The 17,955-nt window shown below is 45.3% G+C and carries 20 protein-coding genes; 18 read left to right on the top strand and 2 right to left on the bottom strand.

Features of this window, described 5'->3' with window-relative positions; genetic code table 11:
• The first annotated feature begins 2 nt into the window (after nucleotides 1–2).
• From FBF61_RS23560 to FBF61_RS23505, 12 genes are all read left to right on the top strand, one after another.
• Entirely contained in the window at nucleotides 3–623 is a 621-nt protein-coding gene (locus tag FBF61_RS23560) for a class I SAM-dependent methyltransferase (protein WP_082217993.1), read from the top strand.
• Nucleotides 624–629: 6 nt separating this feature from the next.
• Nucleotides 630–1,139, top strand: a complete 510-nt coding sequence (locus tag FBF61_RS23555) for a DUF6691 family protein (protein WP_082217992.1) — start codon at nucleotides 630–632, stop codon at nucleotides 1,137–1,139.
• Nucleotides 1,140–1,172: 33 nt separating this feature from the next.
• Nucleotides 1,173–2,528 carry an MBL fold metallo-hydrolase gene (locus FBF61_RS23550; protein ID WP_082217991.1) on the top strand — a complete coding sequence of 452 codons (1,356 nt, stop codon included), beginning with the start codon at nucleotides 1,173–1,175 and terminating at the stop codon, nucleotides 2,526–2,528.
• 155 nt (nucleotides 2,529–2,683) lie between these two features.
• Nucleotides 2,684–3,121 carry a hypothetical protein gene (locus tag FBF61_RS23545; protein ID WP_082217990.1) on the top strand — a complete coding sequence of 146 codons (438 nt, stop codon included), beginning with the start codon at nucleotides 2,684–2,686 and terminating at the stop codon, nucleotides 3,119–3,121.
• Between the two features lie 87 nt (nucleotides 3,122–3,208).
• Nucleotides 3,209–4,588: a TolC family protein gene (locus tag FBF61_RS23540; RefSeq protein WP_082217989.1), complete on the top strand. Its 1,380-nt coding sequence runs from the start codon at nucleotides 3,209–3,211 to the stop codon at nucleotides 4,586–4,588.
• 48 nt (nucleotides 4,589–4,636) lie between these two features.
• A complete protein-coding gene (locus FBF61_RS23535; protein WP_229208594.1) occupies nucleotides 4,637–7,765 on the top strand; it encodes an efflux RND transporter permease subunit in 3,129 nt (1,042 codons plus the stop codon).
• Nucleotides 7,766–7,785: 20 nt separating this feature from the next.
• Nucleotides 7,786–8,892, top strand: coding sequence for an efflux RND transporter periplasmic adaptor subunit (locus FBF61_RS23530; protein ID WP_166444594.1), 1,107 nt, complete (start codon nucleotides 7,786–7,788; stop codon nucleotides 8,890–8,892).
• 18 nt (nucleotides 8,893–8,910) lie between these two features.
• Nucleotides 8,911–9,495 (top strand): TlpA family protein disulfide reductase, encoded by a 585-nt coding sequence (locus FBF61_RS23525; RefSeq protein ID WP_082217986.1) that lies wholly within the window; start codon nucleotides 8,911–8,913, stop codon nucleotides 9,493–9,495.
• 207 nt (nucleotides 9,496–9,702) lie between these two features.
• Complete coding sequence (locus FBF61_RS23520; protein WP_082217985.1) at nucleotides 9,703–10,164, top strand: DsrE family protein; 462 nt, start codon at nucleotides 9,703–9,705, stop codon at nucleotides 10,162–10,164.
• Nucleotides 10,165–10,176: 12 nt separating this feature from the next.
• Nucleotides 10,177–11,094 carry a substrate-binding domain-containing protein gene (locus tag FBF61_RS23515; RefSeq protein ID WP_082217984.1) on the top strand — a complete coding sequence of 306 codons (918 nt, stop codon included), beginning with the start codon at nucleotides 10,177–10,179 and terminating at the stop codon, nucleotides 11,092–11,094.
• Nucleotides 11,095–11,123: 29 nt separating this feature from the next.
• On the top strand, nucleotides 11,124–11,561 hold the full coding sequence (locus FBF61_RS23510) for a rhodanese-like domain-containing protein (protein WP_082217983.1): 438 nt from the start codon (nucleotides 11,124–11,126) through the stop codon (nucleotides 11,559–11,561).
• A gap of 11 nt (nucleotides 11,562–11,572) precedes the next feature.
• Nucleotides 11,573–12,088: a TlpA family protein disulfide reductase gene (locus tag FBF61_RS23505; RefSeq protein ID WP_082218003.1), complete on the top strand. Its 516-nt coding sequence runs from the start codon at nucleotides 11,573–11,575 to the stop codon at nucleotides 12,086–12,088.
• Nucleotides 12,089–12,444: 356 nt separating this feature from the next.
• Here FBF61_RS23505 and FBF61_RS35805 read toward each other — a convergent pair whose 3' ends face one another.
• The gene (locus FBF61_RS35805) at nucleotides 12,445–12,789 is read right to left on the bottom strand and encodes a four-helix bundle copper-binding protein (RefSeq protein ID WP_082217982.1); all 345 of its coding nucleotides are present in this window, start codon (nucleotides 12,787–12,789) and stop codon (nucleotides 12,445–12,447) included.
• 353 nt (nucleotides 12,790–13,142) lie between these two features.
• On the bottom strand, nucleotides 13,143–13,793 hold the full coding sequence (locus FBF61_RS23495) for a low molecular weight phosphatase family protein (protein WP_082218002.1): 651 nt from the start codon (nucleotides 13,791–13,793) through the stop codon (nucleotides 13,143–13,145).
• A gap of 159 nt (nucleotides 13,794–13,952) precedes the next feature.
• On the opposite strand from FBF61_RS23495, the gene FBF61_RS23490 reads away from it, so the two are divergent.
• The 6 genes from FBF61_RS23490 to FBF61_RS23465 are packed head-to-tail and all read left to right on the top strand — an operon-like array spanning nucleotide 13,953 to nucleotide 17,947.
• Nucleotides 13,953–14,285: an ArsR/SmtB family transcription factor gene (locus FBF61_RS23490; RefSeq protein WP_082217981.1), complete on the top strand. Its 333-nt coding sequence runs from the start codon at nucleotides 13,953–13,955 to the stop codon at nucleotides 14,283–14,285.
• A gap of 56 nt (nucleotides 14,286–14,341) precedes the next feature.
• A complete protein-coding gene (locus tag FBF61_RS23485; protein ID WP_229208591.1) occupies nucleotides 14,342–14,914 on the top strand; it encodes a DUF6428 family protein in 573 nt (190 codons plus the stop codon).
• 15 nt (nucleotides 14,915–14,929) lie between these two features.
• A complete protein-coding gene (gene arsN2, locus FBF61_RS23480) occupies nucleotides 14,930–15,379 on the top strand; it encodes an arsenic resistance N-acetyltransferase ArsN2 (RefSeq protein ID WP_082217980.1) in 450 nt (149 codons plus the stop codon).
• Complete coding sequence (arsB, locus tag FBF61_RS23475) at nucleotides 15,376–16,413, top strand: ACR3 family arsenite efflux transporter (RefSeq protein WP_082217979.1); 1,038 nt, start codon at nucleotides 15,376–15,378, stop codon at nucleotides 16,411–16,413. The genes arsN2 and arsB overlap by 4 nt, the downstream gene beginning before the upstream one ends.
• A gap of 11 nt (nucleotides 16,414–16,424) precedes the next feature.
• Nucleotides 16,425–17,201, top strand: coding sequence for a metallophosphoesterase family protein (locus tag FBF61_RS23470; RefSeq protein WP_082217978.1), 777 nt, complete (start codon nucleotides 16,425–16,427; stop codon nucleotides 17,199–17,201).
• Nucleotides 17,198–17,947: a metallophosphoesterase family protein gene (locus FBF61_RS23465; RefSeq protein WP_082217977.1), complete on the top strand. Its 750-nt coding sequence runs from the start codon at nucleotides 17,198–17,200 to the stop codon at nucleotides 17,945–17,947. Before FBF61_RS23470 ends, FBF61_RS23465 begins: the two co-directional genes overlap by 4 nt.
• The last annotated feature ends 8 nt before the right edge of the window (nucleotides 17,948–17,955 follow it).

Genomic DNA, 17,955 nt, shown 5'->3' with positions numbered 1-17,955 from the left:
AGATGAAAGATAACTTAAAAGCACATTGGGAAAATATTTATGGTACCAGCTCACCAGAGCAGTTAAGCTGGACAGAACAGAAGCCAGCGTATTCATTGGCCCTGATTCAGGATACAAATACCGCGAAAGATAGTGCAATCATTGACATTGGTGGCGGTGACAGCCTGCTTGTAGATTATTTATTGCTGGAAGGTTACAGGGATATAACTGTTTTGGATATTTCAGCCAAGGCGATAGAGAAAGCCCAAAAAAGGCTTGGCGCAAAGTCTGAGCAGGTTACCTGGCTGGTGGTTGATATACTGGATTTTAAACCGGAAAGACAATACGCACTCTGGCACGACAGGGCGGTGTTTCACTTCCTGATCACTGCTGAGCAGAAAGCGCACTACAAGCGCATCGCTGAAAACGCGGTCGCAAAAGGGCATATGATTTTGGGCACTTTTTCTTTGTCCGGCCCTCAGAAATGCAGTGGATTGCCGGTGAGTCAGTACGATATGACTGCACTTGCCGATGTCTTTAAAGATTCGTTTGCCGTAGAAACTCATTGCTACGCAACGCATATTACGCCTTTTCAAACAAGTCAGGATTTCCTTTTTGCGGATTTCATCAAAATAAACAATTAAAAGAGTATGGCCAATTCATCAGTAGAGCAGACGGCACAAAGCGAGCATGACATCCGGGCAACTGATTCAATATGCATCAATGAGAGTCAAAAACAACATAAATGGTATTACAACTTAAAATACCTTGTGGTTGGATTACTTTTTGGCGTACTATTTGTGAAAGCAGAAGTGATCAGCTGGTTTAGGATCCAGGAAATGTTCAGGCTGCAATCGTTTCATATGTACGGCATTATTGGAAGCGCCGTACTGGTCGGAATGATTTCAGTGTGGCTTATCAAACGGTACCGGATCAAAACCATTTCAGGGGAAGCTATCACCTTCACTGATAAGAAGTTCAATAAAGGACAAATTTATGGAGGCCTATTATTTGGGTTGGGCTGGGGTCTGACTGGCGCTTGTCCAGGGCCTTTGTTTGCACAGATTGGTATGGGGGCAACTGTTGTAATCGTCACGCTAATTAGCGCAGTGGCAGGAACCTGGGTATATGGCAGGTTTAGGGATCAATTACCTCATTAGTTACAGTTTAGAGTTGAATTAAAAACATTTGTTATGAAAATCCAACAGTTCGAAGATAAATTCTTGGCACATTACAGTTATGCCATCCTGAGTGAATGCGAATCAAAAATGGTATTAATCGATCCGGCCCGGAATCCAGAGCCGTATTATGCGTTTGCAAAAGAGCATCAAGTCCAGATTATCGCTGTTATAGAAACGCATTCACATGCCGACTTTGTCAGCAGCCATCTGGAAATCGCCCAGACCACTGGAGCTGCCATTTATGCGAGCCGAAAAATTGATGCTGCTTATACTCTGACGCCTTTTGACGAAGGAGACACATTAGCCTTTGGCAAAATCGTATTGAAAGCTATTAACACACCAGGCCATTCGGATGACAGCATATCTGTTCTTTTAGAGCATGATGGTAAACCTAAGTATTTGTTCAGTGGGGATACGCTATTCATTGGCGATTGTGGCCGTCCGGATTTGAGAGGAACTGGCAAAGACATGGACGCGCAGCGCAACAGACTGGCAGCTAAAATGTATGATTCACTTCGCAATAAACTACTTCCATTACCTGATGATGTTATCCTTTACCCGGCGCATGGAGCGGGCACTTTATGCGGAAAAGCGCTGAGTGATGCTTCCAGCAGCAGTATGGGAGAGCAAAAGAGAGAGAATTGGTCTTTACAGCCCATGAGTCAGGAAGCATTTGTACAACAATTAACGTCTGATCAGCCCTTTATTCCAGGCTATTTTCCTTTTGATGTCGATCTTAACAAAAAAGGCGCACCAGCATTTGGTGAAAGTGTTGGTAAAGTAAAGCTGGCTTCATCATTAGGGCAAAGTAAGGCTGAGCAATTAGATCCTGATCTATGGGTTGTAGATAGCCGCGACCAACAGGATTTTAAAAACGGGCATCTGGCCAGATCCATTAATATTATGGATGGAACCAAGTTTGAAACGTGGCTGGGAAGCATGATTGATCCTTCGGAGCAGTTTTATCTTGCTGCCCAGGATATACAAACTTTGAAAGAGCTTATCAAGCGCACAGCATCCATCGGATATGAAGCCAAGATCAAGGAAGCTTTTGTATTAAATAGTGGGCAGCAAACTATTCAGCTTTTGGACCTGAAAGATTTTAGGGCTCATCAGGACAAATACACTATTGTTGACGTAAGAAACAGCTCGGAAGTGTCTGAGAATCCGATTTTCAGCAGTAGTATTTCGATTCCGCTGGCCGATTTGAAAAGCAGGATTGATGAAATCCCGCTTGATAAGTCGATTGCAGTACACTGCGCGGGTGGATACCGGAGCGCTATTGGCAGCTCACTGATTGCTTCGCTAATTGGCGAGGGCAAACCGGTATATGACATTGGGAAACACATCAAAGAGTTTGATCAGTAGCCTTCTATTGAATAGGTTAATCTGCCAATAGCTTTTTTTAAAATAAATGTCATTTGGCTCACTAAAAACCCGATCGTTTGCGTTAGTAGTATTACAGCAAGCGGTCGGGAGGCGTGATCGGATACTACTTTACCTTGCAATATTTAATTTTCATAGTGAAACAATACGATATAAAACATCAAGTTCAAGGATGCAAGCCTGTCAGGGCGGTAGTCTTCTTGTTTTTTATTTTATTTTTGTTGTCCAACTGTCAAATTAAAAAATCTTTAAGTGATGCGCTTCTAGATCACTCACGCCAAGCGAATACCACACAGAGAATTGATAAGGGTTTACCTGCTGCTACTAAGGTGACCCAGCATGAGGCTTGTGGAGTGCTTAATAACTCGGCCTATGCTGATCAGGATCTTCATGCTACATCAGATACGGCCACCTTGCCGGTGGTTGAGTTCTTTATACTGACGTATCTACCGTTTTTGCTGATTTTCACTAGATTTTCTGGCGATGTGCATAGCCCTTTAGCGCATCTTTTTAAAGTTTTACCTGCCGACAGTGGCAGTCCCATCTACATCAAAAACAGATATCTTCTCATTTGAGCCTACATAATAAATCTAACTTTTTATTGGCACTAGCAGGATTTTAACTCTTGTTGATGTCGCAGTTTTAAAACTAACAGATTTAATATGATAAGGCTTAAGCTTTGTCTGACAAGCATTTTGATCATGCTAGTCGGCTCATCTTTGCATGCACAATCCAGTTTGGGACTTACCCAAATCTGGGAAATGACCCTTTCTAATTATCCGTCACTAGCCTCGAAACAGGCGCAACTGGATGAATCCAGATTGGCCAGAAGGCTCACCCGGAATAATGCCTATATGCCCAATGTGCAATTGCAGCTTCAAAATTCGATGGGGACCTACGCCAGCAGTAGCGGCGCGTTCTTTCCGCTTCCTGGCGTGATTAATATTAACGGCCGGGCAGCAGGGCAACCAGGCCAGCCGACAGCAGCATTCAATACTTTCGGTTCCGTTGTAGCAGATTGGAGATTCTTTGAATTTGGCCGCAAAAATCTGGCCATCAAAGCTGCTGATCAAGGTATTGATCAGGCGACAAATGAGCTCAGTGCCGAGCAGCTCAGACTAAAAACCAGGTCTACGCAATTATTTTTGAAGCTGTTAAACAGTAAAGTTAATTTGCAATGGGCACTTCAAAATGAAGCACGTACAAAACAAATCTTTGAGTTATCAGCAAGTCTGGCTGTGGCAGGCTTAAAGCCGGGAGCAGACAGTTCACTTGCCCTGTCTGCGTATTTGCAGACGGATGCAGAGCAGGAGTCATGGCACGCACAATTAAGCTCAGACCTGCAAGCGCTGACTGAACTCGCACCTGAGGTTGATACAGCCCAGGCGCTATATTATCAGCCTTACCTGGCCCCGGCACCTGTAATGCAAGGCGGCATGATAGAGAATCCCCACCCATACCTGCAAGTACTTGATGATGCTGTAAGGTATGGTCAAACTCAGGCTGAGCTCGCCGGCCGCCAGGCGCTACCCTCGTTTTCAGCACTTGGAGGGCTTGCCCTGAGGGGCAGCGGTATTAGTCAGGATGGCTTAGTTGAAAATGGGGTTTTCGATGGCTATGCAAACGGGTCCACCAACTACTTGTTGGGTCTGGCTGTTACTTGGAACATAACCAACGCTTCAAACAGTAGTCTTGAGAAGAAACGTATATTGTCAAGAGTTAGGTCACGCCAGGCAAATTACGATGTTCAAAAACTCGATCTGGACATTCGGCATATTTCTGCCTCAAAACGTATCGAAGGCCAACTAAGACAAATCAGCAGCATAAATGCAGCGGTTAAAAACGCCAGGCTGGCTTACGAGCTTTATTTATCAAGATATGAGAATGGGCTGATCAGTTTGACAGAACTATTGCAGATCCAGTTGATCTTACAGCAAGCAGAGAAAACCAATATCGATGCCCATAGTCAACTATGGGAGCACGTTCTGGTCCGCTCGGAGGCATCGGGCGATTTTTCCTATCTGCAAAACCAATTTAAATAGAATACGATGAATATTATAAGGCTTGCTTTGCGAAGACCTTTATCGATAATGGTAGCTGTTATTGGTATAGCTTACTTTTCTTTCACGGCGATCCGCAAGATCAATGTGGATATATTCCCTAGGGTCGAACTTCCGGTCATCTATATTGCTATGCCCTATGGTGGGCTATCACCAGCCTATATGGATGGTTTTATGGCCAACGAGTTTCAGAAAGTGCTCATATTTGTAAGCGGTGTCAAGGATATTGACTTTAAAAGTATCCAGGGTTTTACGCTGATGAAATTGACATTTTACCCTGGTACCGATATGGCGCAGGCTTCTGGCGAGGTTTCAACCCAGGTTTCCAGGGCTATGGGCTTTCTGCCACCTGGAGCAGTGCCGCCTCAGGTCGTGCGCTTTGATGGCAGCTCGATCCCGATCGGGCAGCTGGTGTTCGAAAGCCCTCAAAGATCAATCACTGAGCTTCAAAATATGGCCCTGACCAAGATCAGGCCGATGTTTGTGTCCATCCCTGGTGTGACGGCCCCTGCACCTTTCGGTGGTAATATCCGTACGATGGTTGTCAAGGTTAATTCCGATCTGATGCAGTCCTACGGGCTTTCAGCGGAAGAAGTCACTACTGCAATAGCCAAGAATAATTTTCCGGCCCCTGCTGGAAACATCCGGATCGGCAACCAAAATTTGATGAGCCCGCTTAACTCGATTGCCAATGATCCACAGGAATTTTTAGATATTCCAATCCGGAAGGGTTCAGGGACCAATGTATATGTCAAAGATATTGCCAGTGTAGAAGATGCGGCCGATATCACCACCGGCTATGCGATCATCAACGGCAAACGGTCTGTGTATTTGCCTGTGATCAAAAAATCAGATGCGTCTACGCTCAAAGTGGTTGAAAACCTGAAAGCTGCCATACCCATGCTGAAAGCAGCCTTGCCGGAAGATGTAGATATACGGTATGTTTTCGACCAGTCGGGTTATATCGAGCGTTCACTTGAAAACCTGATCCACGAAGGCATTTTAGGGGCGCTGCTAACAGGGCTGATGGTATTTCTTTTTCTGGGAGATTCGCGTGGATCATTGATTGTGGTAATGACCATACCCATCGCGATCCTTTCCGCTGTGATTATGCTATACATGCTCGGTCAAACCATCAATGTGATGACTTTGAGCGGTCTTGCGCTTGCCATTGGGATCCTGGTAGATGAAGCTACGGTAACCATTGAAAATATCCATCAGCATTTTGAAATGGATAAACCCAAAAAAAGGGCTATCCTGGATGCACTGCTTGAAATTTCGGTCCCTAAGCTTTTAATTCTGCTCTGTATACTAGCGGTACTGATCCCTTCATTTATGATGAGTGGCATTCCAAAAGATATGTTTATGCCGCTCTCTTTGGCTGTGGCTTTTGCTATGATCGCCTCTTTTCTGGCTTCCCAGACATTTGTTCCCATCATGGCAAACTGGCTAATGAAACCAGAAAAGCTAAAAGCCCATCACAGGGTTAAAGGCGCAAAGCGGACATGGTTTGACGCTTTTAAGTCCCAATATTTATTGCTCACCCGCCGTTTGCAAGGCAGGCCCGTAGCTGTTTTGACGGTCTATGCGCTTGCAGTAGGTGTTATGGTGGCGGCATCTTTTCTGGCAGTCGGAACTGATATTTTACCAGCTAGCAACAGCGGTGATATACAGCTACGGATTGTCGCCCCCGAGGGCAACAGGCTTGAAAATACAGAAGCATACCTAAAAAAAGTGACGGGTATCATCCAGCAGGCACTGCCTGAAAATTCGATTAAAATCAGCTCTGCCTTTGTAGGCCTTCAGCCATCGGCTACCGCTATTAATCCCATCTTTCTGTTCACCAGTGGTTCGCATGAAGCGGTTTTGCAGATTTCGATTGATCAGACGATTTTTAAAGAGTCCATTTCAGCACTCAAGGAAAGGATCAGGTCACAAGTAAAAAAAGAGCTGCCTGAGCTGAAAATCAACTTTGAGCCTATGGAGCTTGTTGAAAAGATTATGAGCCAGGGGGCCATGACTCCCATACAGATCAAAGTTGCAGCAGGGCAGCTAAAAGCTGCTAATCAGTATGCGTTGAAGTTGAAAGGGGAAATGGATAAAATCCCTTTTTTAAGAGATGTTCGTATTGCCGAGCCGGTCAATTATCCGAGTGTAAAGATCAATGTAGACAGGCAGCTTGCAGCCCAATTTGGTCTGACTATGGAAGACGTCTCACGGGCGCTGGCTATTGCCACATCATCAACCCGTTTTACCAATAAAAACCTGTGGGTTGATCCTAAGTCAGGTCTAGTATTTCAGGTGCAGGTGCAGATACCGGAATCTGATATGGGCTCGCTGGACAAACTTCGCTCTATTCCTCTCAAATCGGGCGAGCCGCGACCGGTACTCGAAGACGTGGCCAGCCTGGAAATGGTTAAGCAAGCAGGACAGGTAAACCGGCAGGGATCAAACCGGTATGTTACTATACTAGCCAATACCTACCAAAAAGATCTGGGTAGCGCTTCCGGCGCAGTCAAACAAGTTCTGGCGGATGCGGGTGATGCACCACGCGGGGTAATTGTTTCAAGCGAAGGGCTCATGCAGCTGCTGGATGAGACCATGTCGGGACTCCAGACCGGTTTGGTGGTTGCAATTGTGGTGATCTTTTTGATGCTGACAGCTTATTATCAGTCCTTTAAAATATCTGCGATGATACTTGCTGTCGTGCCAGCTGTGATCGGTGGAAGTATCCTGATGCTTTTGTTATTTGGCAGCACACTTAATTTACAGTCCTACATGGGTATTATCATGTCGGTGGGTGTATCTGTTTCTAATGCGGTGCTTCTAATCAACCAGGCTGAGCATAACAGGTTGTACATGGGGATGCAGGCACGGCAGGCAGGCCTTGCTGCGGCATCCTCGCGCCTGCGGCCCATCGTGATGACGACGCTGGCTATGATTGCCGGTATGGTCCCGATGGCTTCGGGCATGGGAGATGGCGGCGAGCAGGTCGCCCCGCTGGGACAGGCTGTAATCGGTGGCCTTCTTTTGTCCACGCTTACTGTGCTTTTGGTTATGCCGCACCTTTTTACATGGGCGATGCGTAAAACAGGCCGAGAAAGTCCATCACTGGATCCGGACGACACCGAGGCTCAATTAATTGCAATCACTAAATGAATAGGACAATGCTGTCAAACATGATGACAACTCATAAAAATTCAACCGTTCTCTTTCTGGGCCTAGCCCTGATAAGTGCTGGTATAAATGGCTGCGATAGCAAACCAGAAACAGACAGCCAAAGCAAGCCAAATGTGAAAGGCCCTGTGAGCGTGCAGGTAATCAGTCCAGTGAAAGACCAGCCAGACTACACGCTGGCGTTGCCAGGTGAGCTAAAACCTTATGAACAGGTCAGCCTATTTGCAAAGGTCAAGGGCTTTGTAAAAAACATCCATGTTGACCGTGGCAGTGTAGTCAAGAAAGGACAGGTACTTGCCATCTTAGAAGCTCCGGAGGTCTCACAACGCTTTCAGTCAGCCAGGTCTGACCAGCAGAAGTTCTATGAAGATTTTCAGCTGAGCCGTCAGATGTATGAAAGGGTTTTGAAAGCTACCCAAAAGGACGGTTCTGTTGCCGCCATCGAGCTGGATAGGGCTAAAAGCAAACTAAGAAGTGACAGTGCTGCGTATCAATCTGCTATATCGAGTGCCCAATCCTTTGGACAGATCGAAGAATATCTAAAAATTATTGCGCCATTCGATGGCGTAGTAGTGGAAAGGAATGTATCAGTGGGAGCCTTGGTGGGGGAAAATAATACAACACCGCTGCTGGTTATTGCCCAGAACAAAAAGCTAAGGCTGACTGTTGCAATTCCGGAAAAACATGCACAGTCTGTTGGAAAAAATGCCATGGCCAGCTTTACGGTTTCCAATCTGCCTGGGAAAATGTTTACGTCTGTTCTATCCAGGAAAAGCCAGGTTTTACAGCAGCAGAACCGCTCGGTAACCGCTGAATTTGATGTGGAAAACAAGGATAATTCCCTGGATGGAGGGGAGTATGCCCAGGTAACGATGAAGCTAAGGCGTCCAGATTCTACTTTATGGGTGCCTGCCAGCAGCATCGTGCACGCGCAGTCGGGAACATTCGTATTGCGTGTGGAAAACCAGGCGGTCAGAAAAGTGCCCATCAGTGAGGGAACAAGACGGGATTCGGTCCAGGAGGTATTTGGCGAGCTGGATCGAAAAGACCAGATTGTCAAAATTGGCAGCGAAGAGCTGCTCAATGCCGGTAAGGTTAAAATTAAATAACACTTTAAAATAGAAATAATGATGAAAAAGAAATGGTTATCGCCTTCAAACATATTCTCGGCCATGATGGTGGTATTTATCGCAGCTATGGTGATCAGCCCACAGGTAAAAGGATGGACAATTCAGAGCCTGATGAAAATCGGCCTGTTCCAGCCCAAAATTGACAGGCAGCCTGATGAAGCTGCCGCAGAACCTTTACCAAATGTTTATTTTAAAGATGGTGGTGGAAAGACGATTGATCTGGCCTCGTTAAAAGGAAAAGTCATATTTATCAATTTTTGGGCAACCTGGTGCCCGCCCTGCATTGCAGAAATGCCTTCGATCAATGATTTGCATAGCAAGTTTAAGGAGAATGAAAAGGTGGTCTTTTTGATGGTGGATGTAGATGGTAATCACCAGAAGTCAGATAGCTTCATGAAGAAGCACCAGTATGCTTTGGAGGTGGTAAGTCCGGCCAGCGAGATACCGCCGGTTTTTATGCAGGGAGCCGTTCCTACTACGGTTATTCTGGATAGGCAAGGCAAAATGGTATACAGACAGGAAGGTGCTGCGGACTACAGTAGTCCTAAAATTGTTGATATGATCGCACAGCTTGCAAAGTAGGAAAGGCCACTTAATAATCATTATGAAGCAAACTGCTTATGACAAATCTCACCAAAGTTTGTAGGCTTGTTTATCAGATTATGTATCATTCCAATCAATGGAAAGATCATGCATTTTGAAAAACTTTACAGGCTGTCTGACTTAGCACCTAGTCCAATGCAGCAGCATAATCATACTTAATAAGTAAATCAATTAAAACTATAAGAAATGAAAAAGATCGCATGCCTTTTATTTGCCACCTTATTGTTGCTTTCAAGCCGAGCCTGGGCGCAAAATAAACCGTTTAGCCCCAGTGAGTTTCACGGTGCAACTGCCGATAAAAAGTCTTATAAGGTCGTCTACCAACTGAATAGCGACGATGATAAAACAATTAAGGCAACCCTAAAAAACATAATGAATGCCCTGGAAGATCCCCGTTTGAAAGGAAAGCTCAAGGCTGAGCTCGTAGTTCACGGCGGGGGAGTTGCGGTCTTCAAAAAAACCAATCCTTATGAGAGCCAGGTGAAGGCCTTACAGGCAAAAGGGGTTATCCTGGCGGAATGCGAAAACACACTTCGGGAGCGTAATATCAGTAAGGATGAGCTTTTCGATTTTATATCATTTGTCCCTAGCGGTAACGGCGAGATCATAATCCGTCAGCAGCAGGGGTGGGCGGTTGTACACCCATAAACGCCTACCGCTATGAATAGAATTGTTTTTCTTACGATTATGCTCGTAAACCTTTTTGCTTTGGGCAGGGTGAGCGGGCAGGATCATTCTTTTGATCCGCCCTGGAATACGCCGCCCACTGAAGGCTTACAGTTTACAGTACCAGGCATAGACAATGTACCTGATCTGTATGGAGATATTACTGATCCCCAATTAATCATATTTTTTGGAGGTAACCAGTTTATGGTGATTGATGATTTGTTATCAGCATTTAAAAAACAGTATCCGCAGTATCAACGGGTATTTGCAGAGACGTTACCGCCCGGGATTTTGGGCAAACAGATCCAGTCTGGATCTATAACGATTGGGAATATGCGTATCAGTCATCAGCCGGACATTTATACCGCCGGAAAAGGGAAAATTGATGAGTTCTCGGACATGTTTTTGCGAACAGAAACCTATGCTAAAAGCAAACTTGCCATTATGGTTCAGAAAGGCAACCCGCAGCAGATAAAAAGCCTGGCAGATCTGGGCCATAAGGACGTGTTGGTAAGTATGCCAAACCCGGAATGGGAAGGGATAGGGAAGCTTATCGAAGAAGCTTATACGAAAGTTGGCGGTCAGAAGCTTCGCGAGCTGATTATGCATGACAAGGTAAATGCGAAGACAACTTTTTTAACCCAGATCCATCACCGGCAAACACCGATGCGAATTTTGTACGGGCAATCACATGCAGGTCCGGTCTGGTATTCTGAGGCCTATTATCAAAAAATGATCGGGCATCCGATTGAGCTGGTAGAAATTCCTGAGAAAGATAATATTGAATCAACCTATGTGGCTGGTTTGCTAAAAAAAGCACCCCATCCGAAAGCGGCGAAGGATTTTATGGATTTTCTAACCAGTACTACCGCAAAAAATATTTATGTCAAATATGGCTTTAATGTAAATTAAACGGCCTGTCCTAAAAATTCTTTTCGAACATGAAAAAGATCACACAAATTATTACAGTATTATCTCTGTTAGTATCATTTACATTCGTGCAGGGACAAACTAAGCAGGAGCCCTGGTCTTCTTCTCAGCTTATGCCACCAAAGCAATTGGCAGACCGGATCCAGCAAGCAAAAACTCTTATGCCCCTTATCGTTAATATCGGCCCGCAGGCAGTTATCAAAGGTTCTGTGGATATCGGCCCGGCAGACGAAAAGGCCAACCTTAAAAAGCTGGAAACATTACTTTCGAAAGAGGATAAAAACCGTGAAGTGGTCCTGTACTGTGGTTGCTGTCCCTTTGATCGTTGTCCTAATATCAGGCCTGCCTTTTCCCAGATTAAGAAAATGGGATTTAAAAACGCTAAACTTCTGGATATACCCAAGAATATTAAAACAGATTGGATAGATAAAGATTACCCAGTTCAATAATGATTTCTAAAATGAAACAATTACCCCTCATAGTTTTTTTAACGGTTCTTTTGTATGGTATTGGCGGAAATTTATCCGCTCAGCAACCACTTAAAATCGGAAGCCAGGCTCCCGAAATAACGCTGCCTTCGATAACTGGCGAACAAAAGTCGCTTTCATCCATGAAAGGCAATCTTGTGTTGATCGACTTTTGGGCATCCTGGTGCGCGCCCTGCATTCAGGAGCAGCCAGAGCTTAAACGATTATATGCAAAGTATCACCGCCCTGGATCACAAAGCAAAAATTTTGAAATTTTTGCAGTTTCCCTTGACAGTAAAAGAGACGCTTGGCAGCGGGCGATCACGAAACTCGGTCTTCCCTGGACCCAGGTCAGCGATTTGAAATTCTGGGCATCGCCTGTTGCAAAGACTTATCAATTAGAGGGGATTCCTTTCAATGCGATCATTGACGAAAAAGGCTCGATTATTGCACTAAATCTGCATGGAAAAGAGCTAGACCAGTTTTTAAGTGATAAGGTAGGCAAGTAATTTTAGTACTAAACAAACTGATTATCCAAACCAGTTACCTGATTAAGCAAGGTTTGCGGTCGTCCAGGATTCTTGAATCTGCTCTCAGGGAAGGGTTCGCAGGAGAAAGCACTAGGTTCCCCCGAAAGCCGTCTTTTTCTTTAACATACTGACGTGGCTCCCTTTGGTTTACACTTTGCCTATAAGTGCTCGGCCCTAGAGATAACGCGCGTTTAAAGGAGGCCGATAGCCAACACGAACTTAGCCGATCAATTAGATACCGCCAAGCAGGCCAGCGTTAAAGGCCCTGCATCGCTAAATTCATTATAGAAATAGGAAGCAAACATAAAGTTTGGCTTCCTATTTTGTTCAGATTCTCATACTGGCGTGGCCATCTGCTCACAAGCCTTTGCACATGCTCGGCAGGCTTCCGCGCACCGGCGGCAATGATCCATCCCCATATGCGCATGCTGCTCGCATTCCTGTGCACAAGCATTACAAGCATTTGCGCAAACACGGCACAAATCTGCGCTGAATTCGCTTCCCAGGCTCATTACTTCTACGGCGCTACGGCAGATGGCAGCGCATTCAAGATCAAGCTGGATACATCTGACTAACTTTTCTGGATTAGCTTCTTTTAAACATTCAGTTGCACAATAGCTGCATGCCACTGCACAAGCCGCACAAGCGTCGATGCAGTCTTTAAATTGTTGATTTGCCATATTTCATAGTTTAAATAAACATTATTGAAATTGGCGTTTCGATACAAAAACGGTTCCAGTGTCCCAGCTATTTGAGAACTTAATTGTCTTATTTTTTTGCGAGCTGCTAGCTGGCTTTTGTAACCGCTATTGGCTGACTAGTTAGTCGGTCGTTTACTGTTTATTTGAAAAGTTACTTTATTATGTAGGGATGTCTCTGTAAAAATATCAGAAAAAGTATCTCTCATGAGCGTAAGATCGCTGACCTGGAATTCATCAAGAAGTCAATGATTAGCGGTGTAGACAAATGCCTGGAAAAATGGTCGCCCGGATACTGCCGAATGTAACTGTCCAATGCTTGTTAGCGCGATAACCTAGATTTTCACTTTTGAAAAAACATACAAGTTTTCTATGGCGATCTGTTTGCAGCGTTCGTCGTATTTGGCCGTCTCCTGCGCGCTGCCATCAAAGGCTTTTGGGTCATCATAAGGAACGGCAACCCTGGCAGCTGCGCCTTTTACAACAGGGCACGCTTCATCAGCCTGCGAGCAGGTCATGATAGCGCAAAAATTGCTTTGAGGGTTGCTAGCGTCATCATATTTTTTTGAAAAAGCTTTCATAGGTTCAGCTCCGTCCCCGTAGCTTACATGATAAACCGGGTTTTTGCCCTCTGATGTTTTCGTTACCGCAAAACCAGCCCGCTCGCAGGCAGCGACCGCCCGCTCATTGAATGCGCTGGCCTCAGTACCGCCAGAGTATGTTTTCACATTAGGGATATCGTAATTTGCAGCAGCAGTTGCGCCCCAAATTTGGCCGAAATGGCTGCGGCGCGAATTGTGCGTGCAGATGTAAGTGAGCTGCACGGGCTGGCCGGCTTTAACCTGCTTTTGGATAAATGCGGCTATTTTGTCGAGCTCTTCTCTTCTCTCGCCTGGAATTTTTAAAATGTCGTCTTTAATCGTGTTGATGTAGGAAGACAGCTTCGGGTTTAGTGCTTTTTTGTTGTCTGATTTGCTAGCTGGCATGATTGCGGCAGTGGTAAAAAAGGTTATTAGTAAAAGATGGATCAGGCTCATATTTATCAGGTAAGTTGTAGTCAATCGTAAAGATACGATAGAATTTATCAGACAAAAAAATATTCATCGTAATATTGCAATTGATAGAATGCTATCTATATTTGCAGCATGGGAGTAACTAAAACCGAAATATTCACAGAGCAGCAGAACCGTATCGCCGATCTGGCAAAGGCGTTTTCGCACCCGGCCAGGGTTGCGATCTTGCAACTGCTAATTTCCAGAAAAGCATGTGTTTGCGGTGATTTAGTGGATGAGCTCGAACTTGCCCAGGCAACTGTTTCACAGCATTTAAAAGAGCTCAAAAGGATCGGCATTATCCACGGTGAAATCAATCCACCAAGGGTATGTTATTGCATAAACCCGGTCGTGTGGTCAGAAGCGCAAAAAACTTTCGGTACGTTGCTTGATACATTTGCCCTTAGTGAATCCTGCTGCAACTAGGCAGGGCATTTTTTTGAAAATATCAATCGTAATAATACATTTAACCAATAAAAACCATGAGCCAATTAAATCCGGAGACCCGCGGTCCGATGAGCTGGGGTGATTTCAAAAATACCCTTAAACAAAACCCTGATCTGCACCTGCAATTCCAATATGAGGAAGGCAAATTTGTAGACAGCTCTTACCACATTACCGAGATCAAACAAGCACCGATTGTTTCAGTTGATTGCGGCGGGGTAATGAACAGCTGGACAGAAGTGATCGTGCAGCTATGGGAACCCTCAGAGAAAGAAGTAGACCGTTCAATGAAAGTTGACAAAGCGCTGAAAATTGTTGACCTGGTTGAAAAATCCCTTCCCCTGAACCCTAATGCAACCGTTAAAATTGAGTTCGGCAATTCCAGGTTTGATACACGCCAGATGTACCCCGGAGAATTTGCCTCCGATGGTGAAACATTCACTGTTAACCTGGTTCCGGACTTCACCCAATGCAAGGCACTTACCCGAAACCAAAGCTGCGGCACGTCGCCCGCCGAAGCTTCATGCTGCGCGCCTGCCCCTGTTAAACAGGAATTGGAACTGGTCACCTCCGATGGTGAGAGCTGCAAGCCAGGCTCTGGGTGCTGCTAATCAAAACAACCAGCTATGAAACTTCAAATTGATAAAGCAGGGCCAGCAGACAAAGAACTCGTAATCAGCCTGCTGAAAGATGCAGGCCTTCTTACCGAAGACTTGCCTGCTGGCTTGCCGGATTTTCTTTTAGCCAGACAGGAAGGAGCACTTGTTGGTGTTGCTGGAATAGAGCTTTATAGAGAAGTTGGATTGTTACGCTCAGTTGCAGTTCGCCCTGATCATCAGGGTAAGGGCATTGCCCGAAAATTGGTCGAGCAGCTGCTGGCAAATGCTGACACGAAAGAACTTGAAGCTATATATTTGATCACAACCACAGCTGACCATTATTTTGACCGCTATGGTTTTGCGGTCGTAAACCGTGAGCAAGTGCCGGAAGCAATTCAGCAAACCAAGCAGTTTAGTGGCCTTTGCCCAACATCTGCTGTCGTGATGAAAAGAGATTTAAAGCATACAACCACATGAATAACCCGCGTCTTTCCTTCCTAGACCGCTACCTGACTTTATGGATTTTTCTGGCCATGCTGATCGGTGTGTCAATTGGCTATTTCTTGCCAGGCACACCTGATTTTATCAACCAGTTTAATTCTGGGTCAGGCGTGAACGTTCCACTAGCCATTGGCCTTGTGCTAATGATGTACCCGCCACTGGCCAAGGTGCGTTATGCAGAGCTGCCAAAGGTGTTTAACAACACCAAGATCCTGGGGCTTTCGCTGCTTCAAAACTGGATCATTGGCCCGCTGCTGATGTTTGGCCTGGCCGTTATCTTCCTTCCCGATAAGCCTGAGTACATGACTGGCCTGATCATGATCGGCATTGCCCGCTGCATTGCCATGGTCATTGTCTGGAATGACCTGGCTAATGGTGACCGCCTGTATGCGGCAGGACTGGTTGCTTTCAACAGCATTTTTCAAGTCTTGTTTTATTCGGTGTATGCCTATGTTTTCGTAACGGTATTACCGCCGCTTTTCGGCTTGAAGGGCTTTGAGGTTAACATTACTATTGGGCAAGTTGCCCAAAGCGTTTTCATTTATCTGGGCATCCCGTTCTTGGCAGGCATTATTTCACGGATCGTATTAACGAAGCTGTATAGTAAGCAGTGGTATGAGAAGAAATTTCTTCCCGCCATCAGCCCAATCACATTAATTGCCTTGCTCTTTACGATTGTGGTCATGTTTAGTTTGAAGGGCCAGCTGATTGTCAGTATTCCCTTTGACGTGCTGCGCATTGCGCTGCCGCTTACAATCTATTTTGCAATCATGTTTTTCTCTGCTTTCTACCTGTCCAAACGCGCAGGCGCAGATTATGCCAAATCAACATCGCTGGCCTTCACTGCCGCAGGTAACAACTTTGAGCTCGGGATAGCGGTAGCCATCGCAGTATTCGGGATTGATTCGGGGGCTGCATTCGCTGCTGTCATTGGCCCACTAATAGAAGTGCCGGTATTGATCCTGATGGTCAATTTTGCACTCAAACAGCAGCACAAGTTTTCCAATTAACTACATATTAAATGAGAATTGCCCTTTTTTCTGACATTCACGCCAACCTTCCGGCATTGGAGGCGTTTTTTAAAGATGTTGATTCAAGAGACACTGATGCTATTTATTGCCTGGGTGATCTGGTTGGTTACAACATCTGGCCAAACGAAGTAATCGATCAGATCAGGAAACGTGGTATCCCTACCATTGCCGGAAATTACGACTTCGGGATCGGACGAAGCAGCGACGATTGTGGCTGCGCTTATAAAACGGACGATGAAAAAGAAAACGGCAAAGTATCGATTGCTTACACAAACGAAATTGTCAAGGACGAGCAGCGGGCTTATCTAAGAACCTTGCCGGCACACATCCGTCTGGATTTCCAGTTGAATGATAAACCACTTTCGGTTCTTCTGGTGCATGGCAGCCCTCGCAGGATCAACGAATACTTGTTTGAGGACCGTGACGAAAAAAGCATGCTGCGGATCATGGAACAGGCCAGCGCAGATGTGATGCTTTTCGGGCATACCCACAAACCTTATCATAGGATCTTGGGCTCAGTCGAGCCAGACGGCACAGATCATTTCCGGCACGCGATCAATATTGGTTCTGTCGGTAAGCCAAAAGATGGTGACCCAAGGGGTGGTTATGTGATCCTGCATATTAGTACCGATGCACTGGCATCAAGTAAGGATAGCATTACGGTAGAGTTTATACGCTTTCAATATGATATTGAAAAGGCAGCCAAGGCCGTAGAAGGCAGCATCCTTCCCGACGCATATGCAGAATCATTACGTCTGGGGAAATGAAAATAGCACTACTATCTGATATCCATGCAAACCTTCCCGCTTTCAAGGCAGTGCTAGCGGATCTGGAAACCAGGAAGCCAGACGCAGTTTATTGCCTGGGCGATCTTGTGGGCTATAATGTATGGCCTAACCAAGTAATTGGTTTGGTGCGCAAACATGGCATTGCAACCATTGCAGGAAACCACGACCTGAAAGTTGCAAAGATACTGCCTTCCCAAGGCGATTGCAGCAAAGAAGAAAACAGCGAATATGCTTATAAACTGGTTGGAAACAAAGAAAGGGATTACCTGTTAACACTTCCCAGGCATTTGCGAATAGAGTTTCAGCTTAATGATCAGCAGCTGAACATACTGCTTGTACATGGTAGCCCTAGAAGCATCAACGAATATCTGTTGCAGGAACTGCCTGAGCAGTGCATGCTTGAAATAGTCAAAGAATTTAAAGCGGATATCCTTTGCTTCGGACATTCGCACAAGCCTTATCACCGTGTCATTGATTCAGGTGAAAATGGCAGTGAGCATTTTCATCACCTTATTAACACTGGTTCCGTCGGAAAACCCAAAGATGGTGATGCGCGCGCTTGTTATGTACTTATCACGATTAATCAGACAGCCAGTAGTACAGATCAAGATGCTGTTAAGGTTGAATTTGTAAGGGTTAAGTACGATGTAGAAAAGGCAGCGCAGGCCGTAGAGCTGAGCCTACTTCCTAATGCTTTTGCAGATAATTTAAGAAAAGCATATTAACCTTTATT

Source organism: Dyadobacter bucti (assembly GCF_005869225.1).
Lineage (GTDB): Bacteria > Bacteroidota > Bacteroidia > Cytophagales > Spirosomataceae > Dyadobacter > Dyadobacter bucti.
This window is presented reverse-complemented; position numbering and strand designations above follow the sequence as displayed.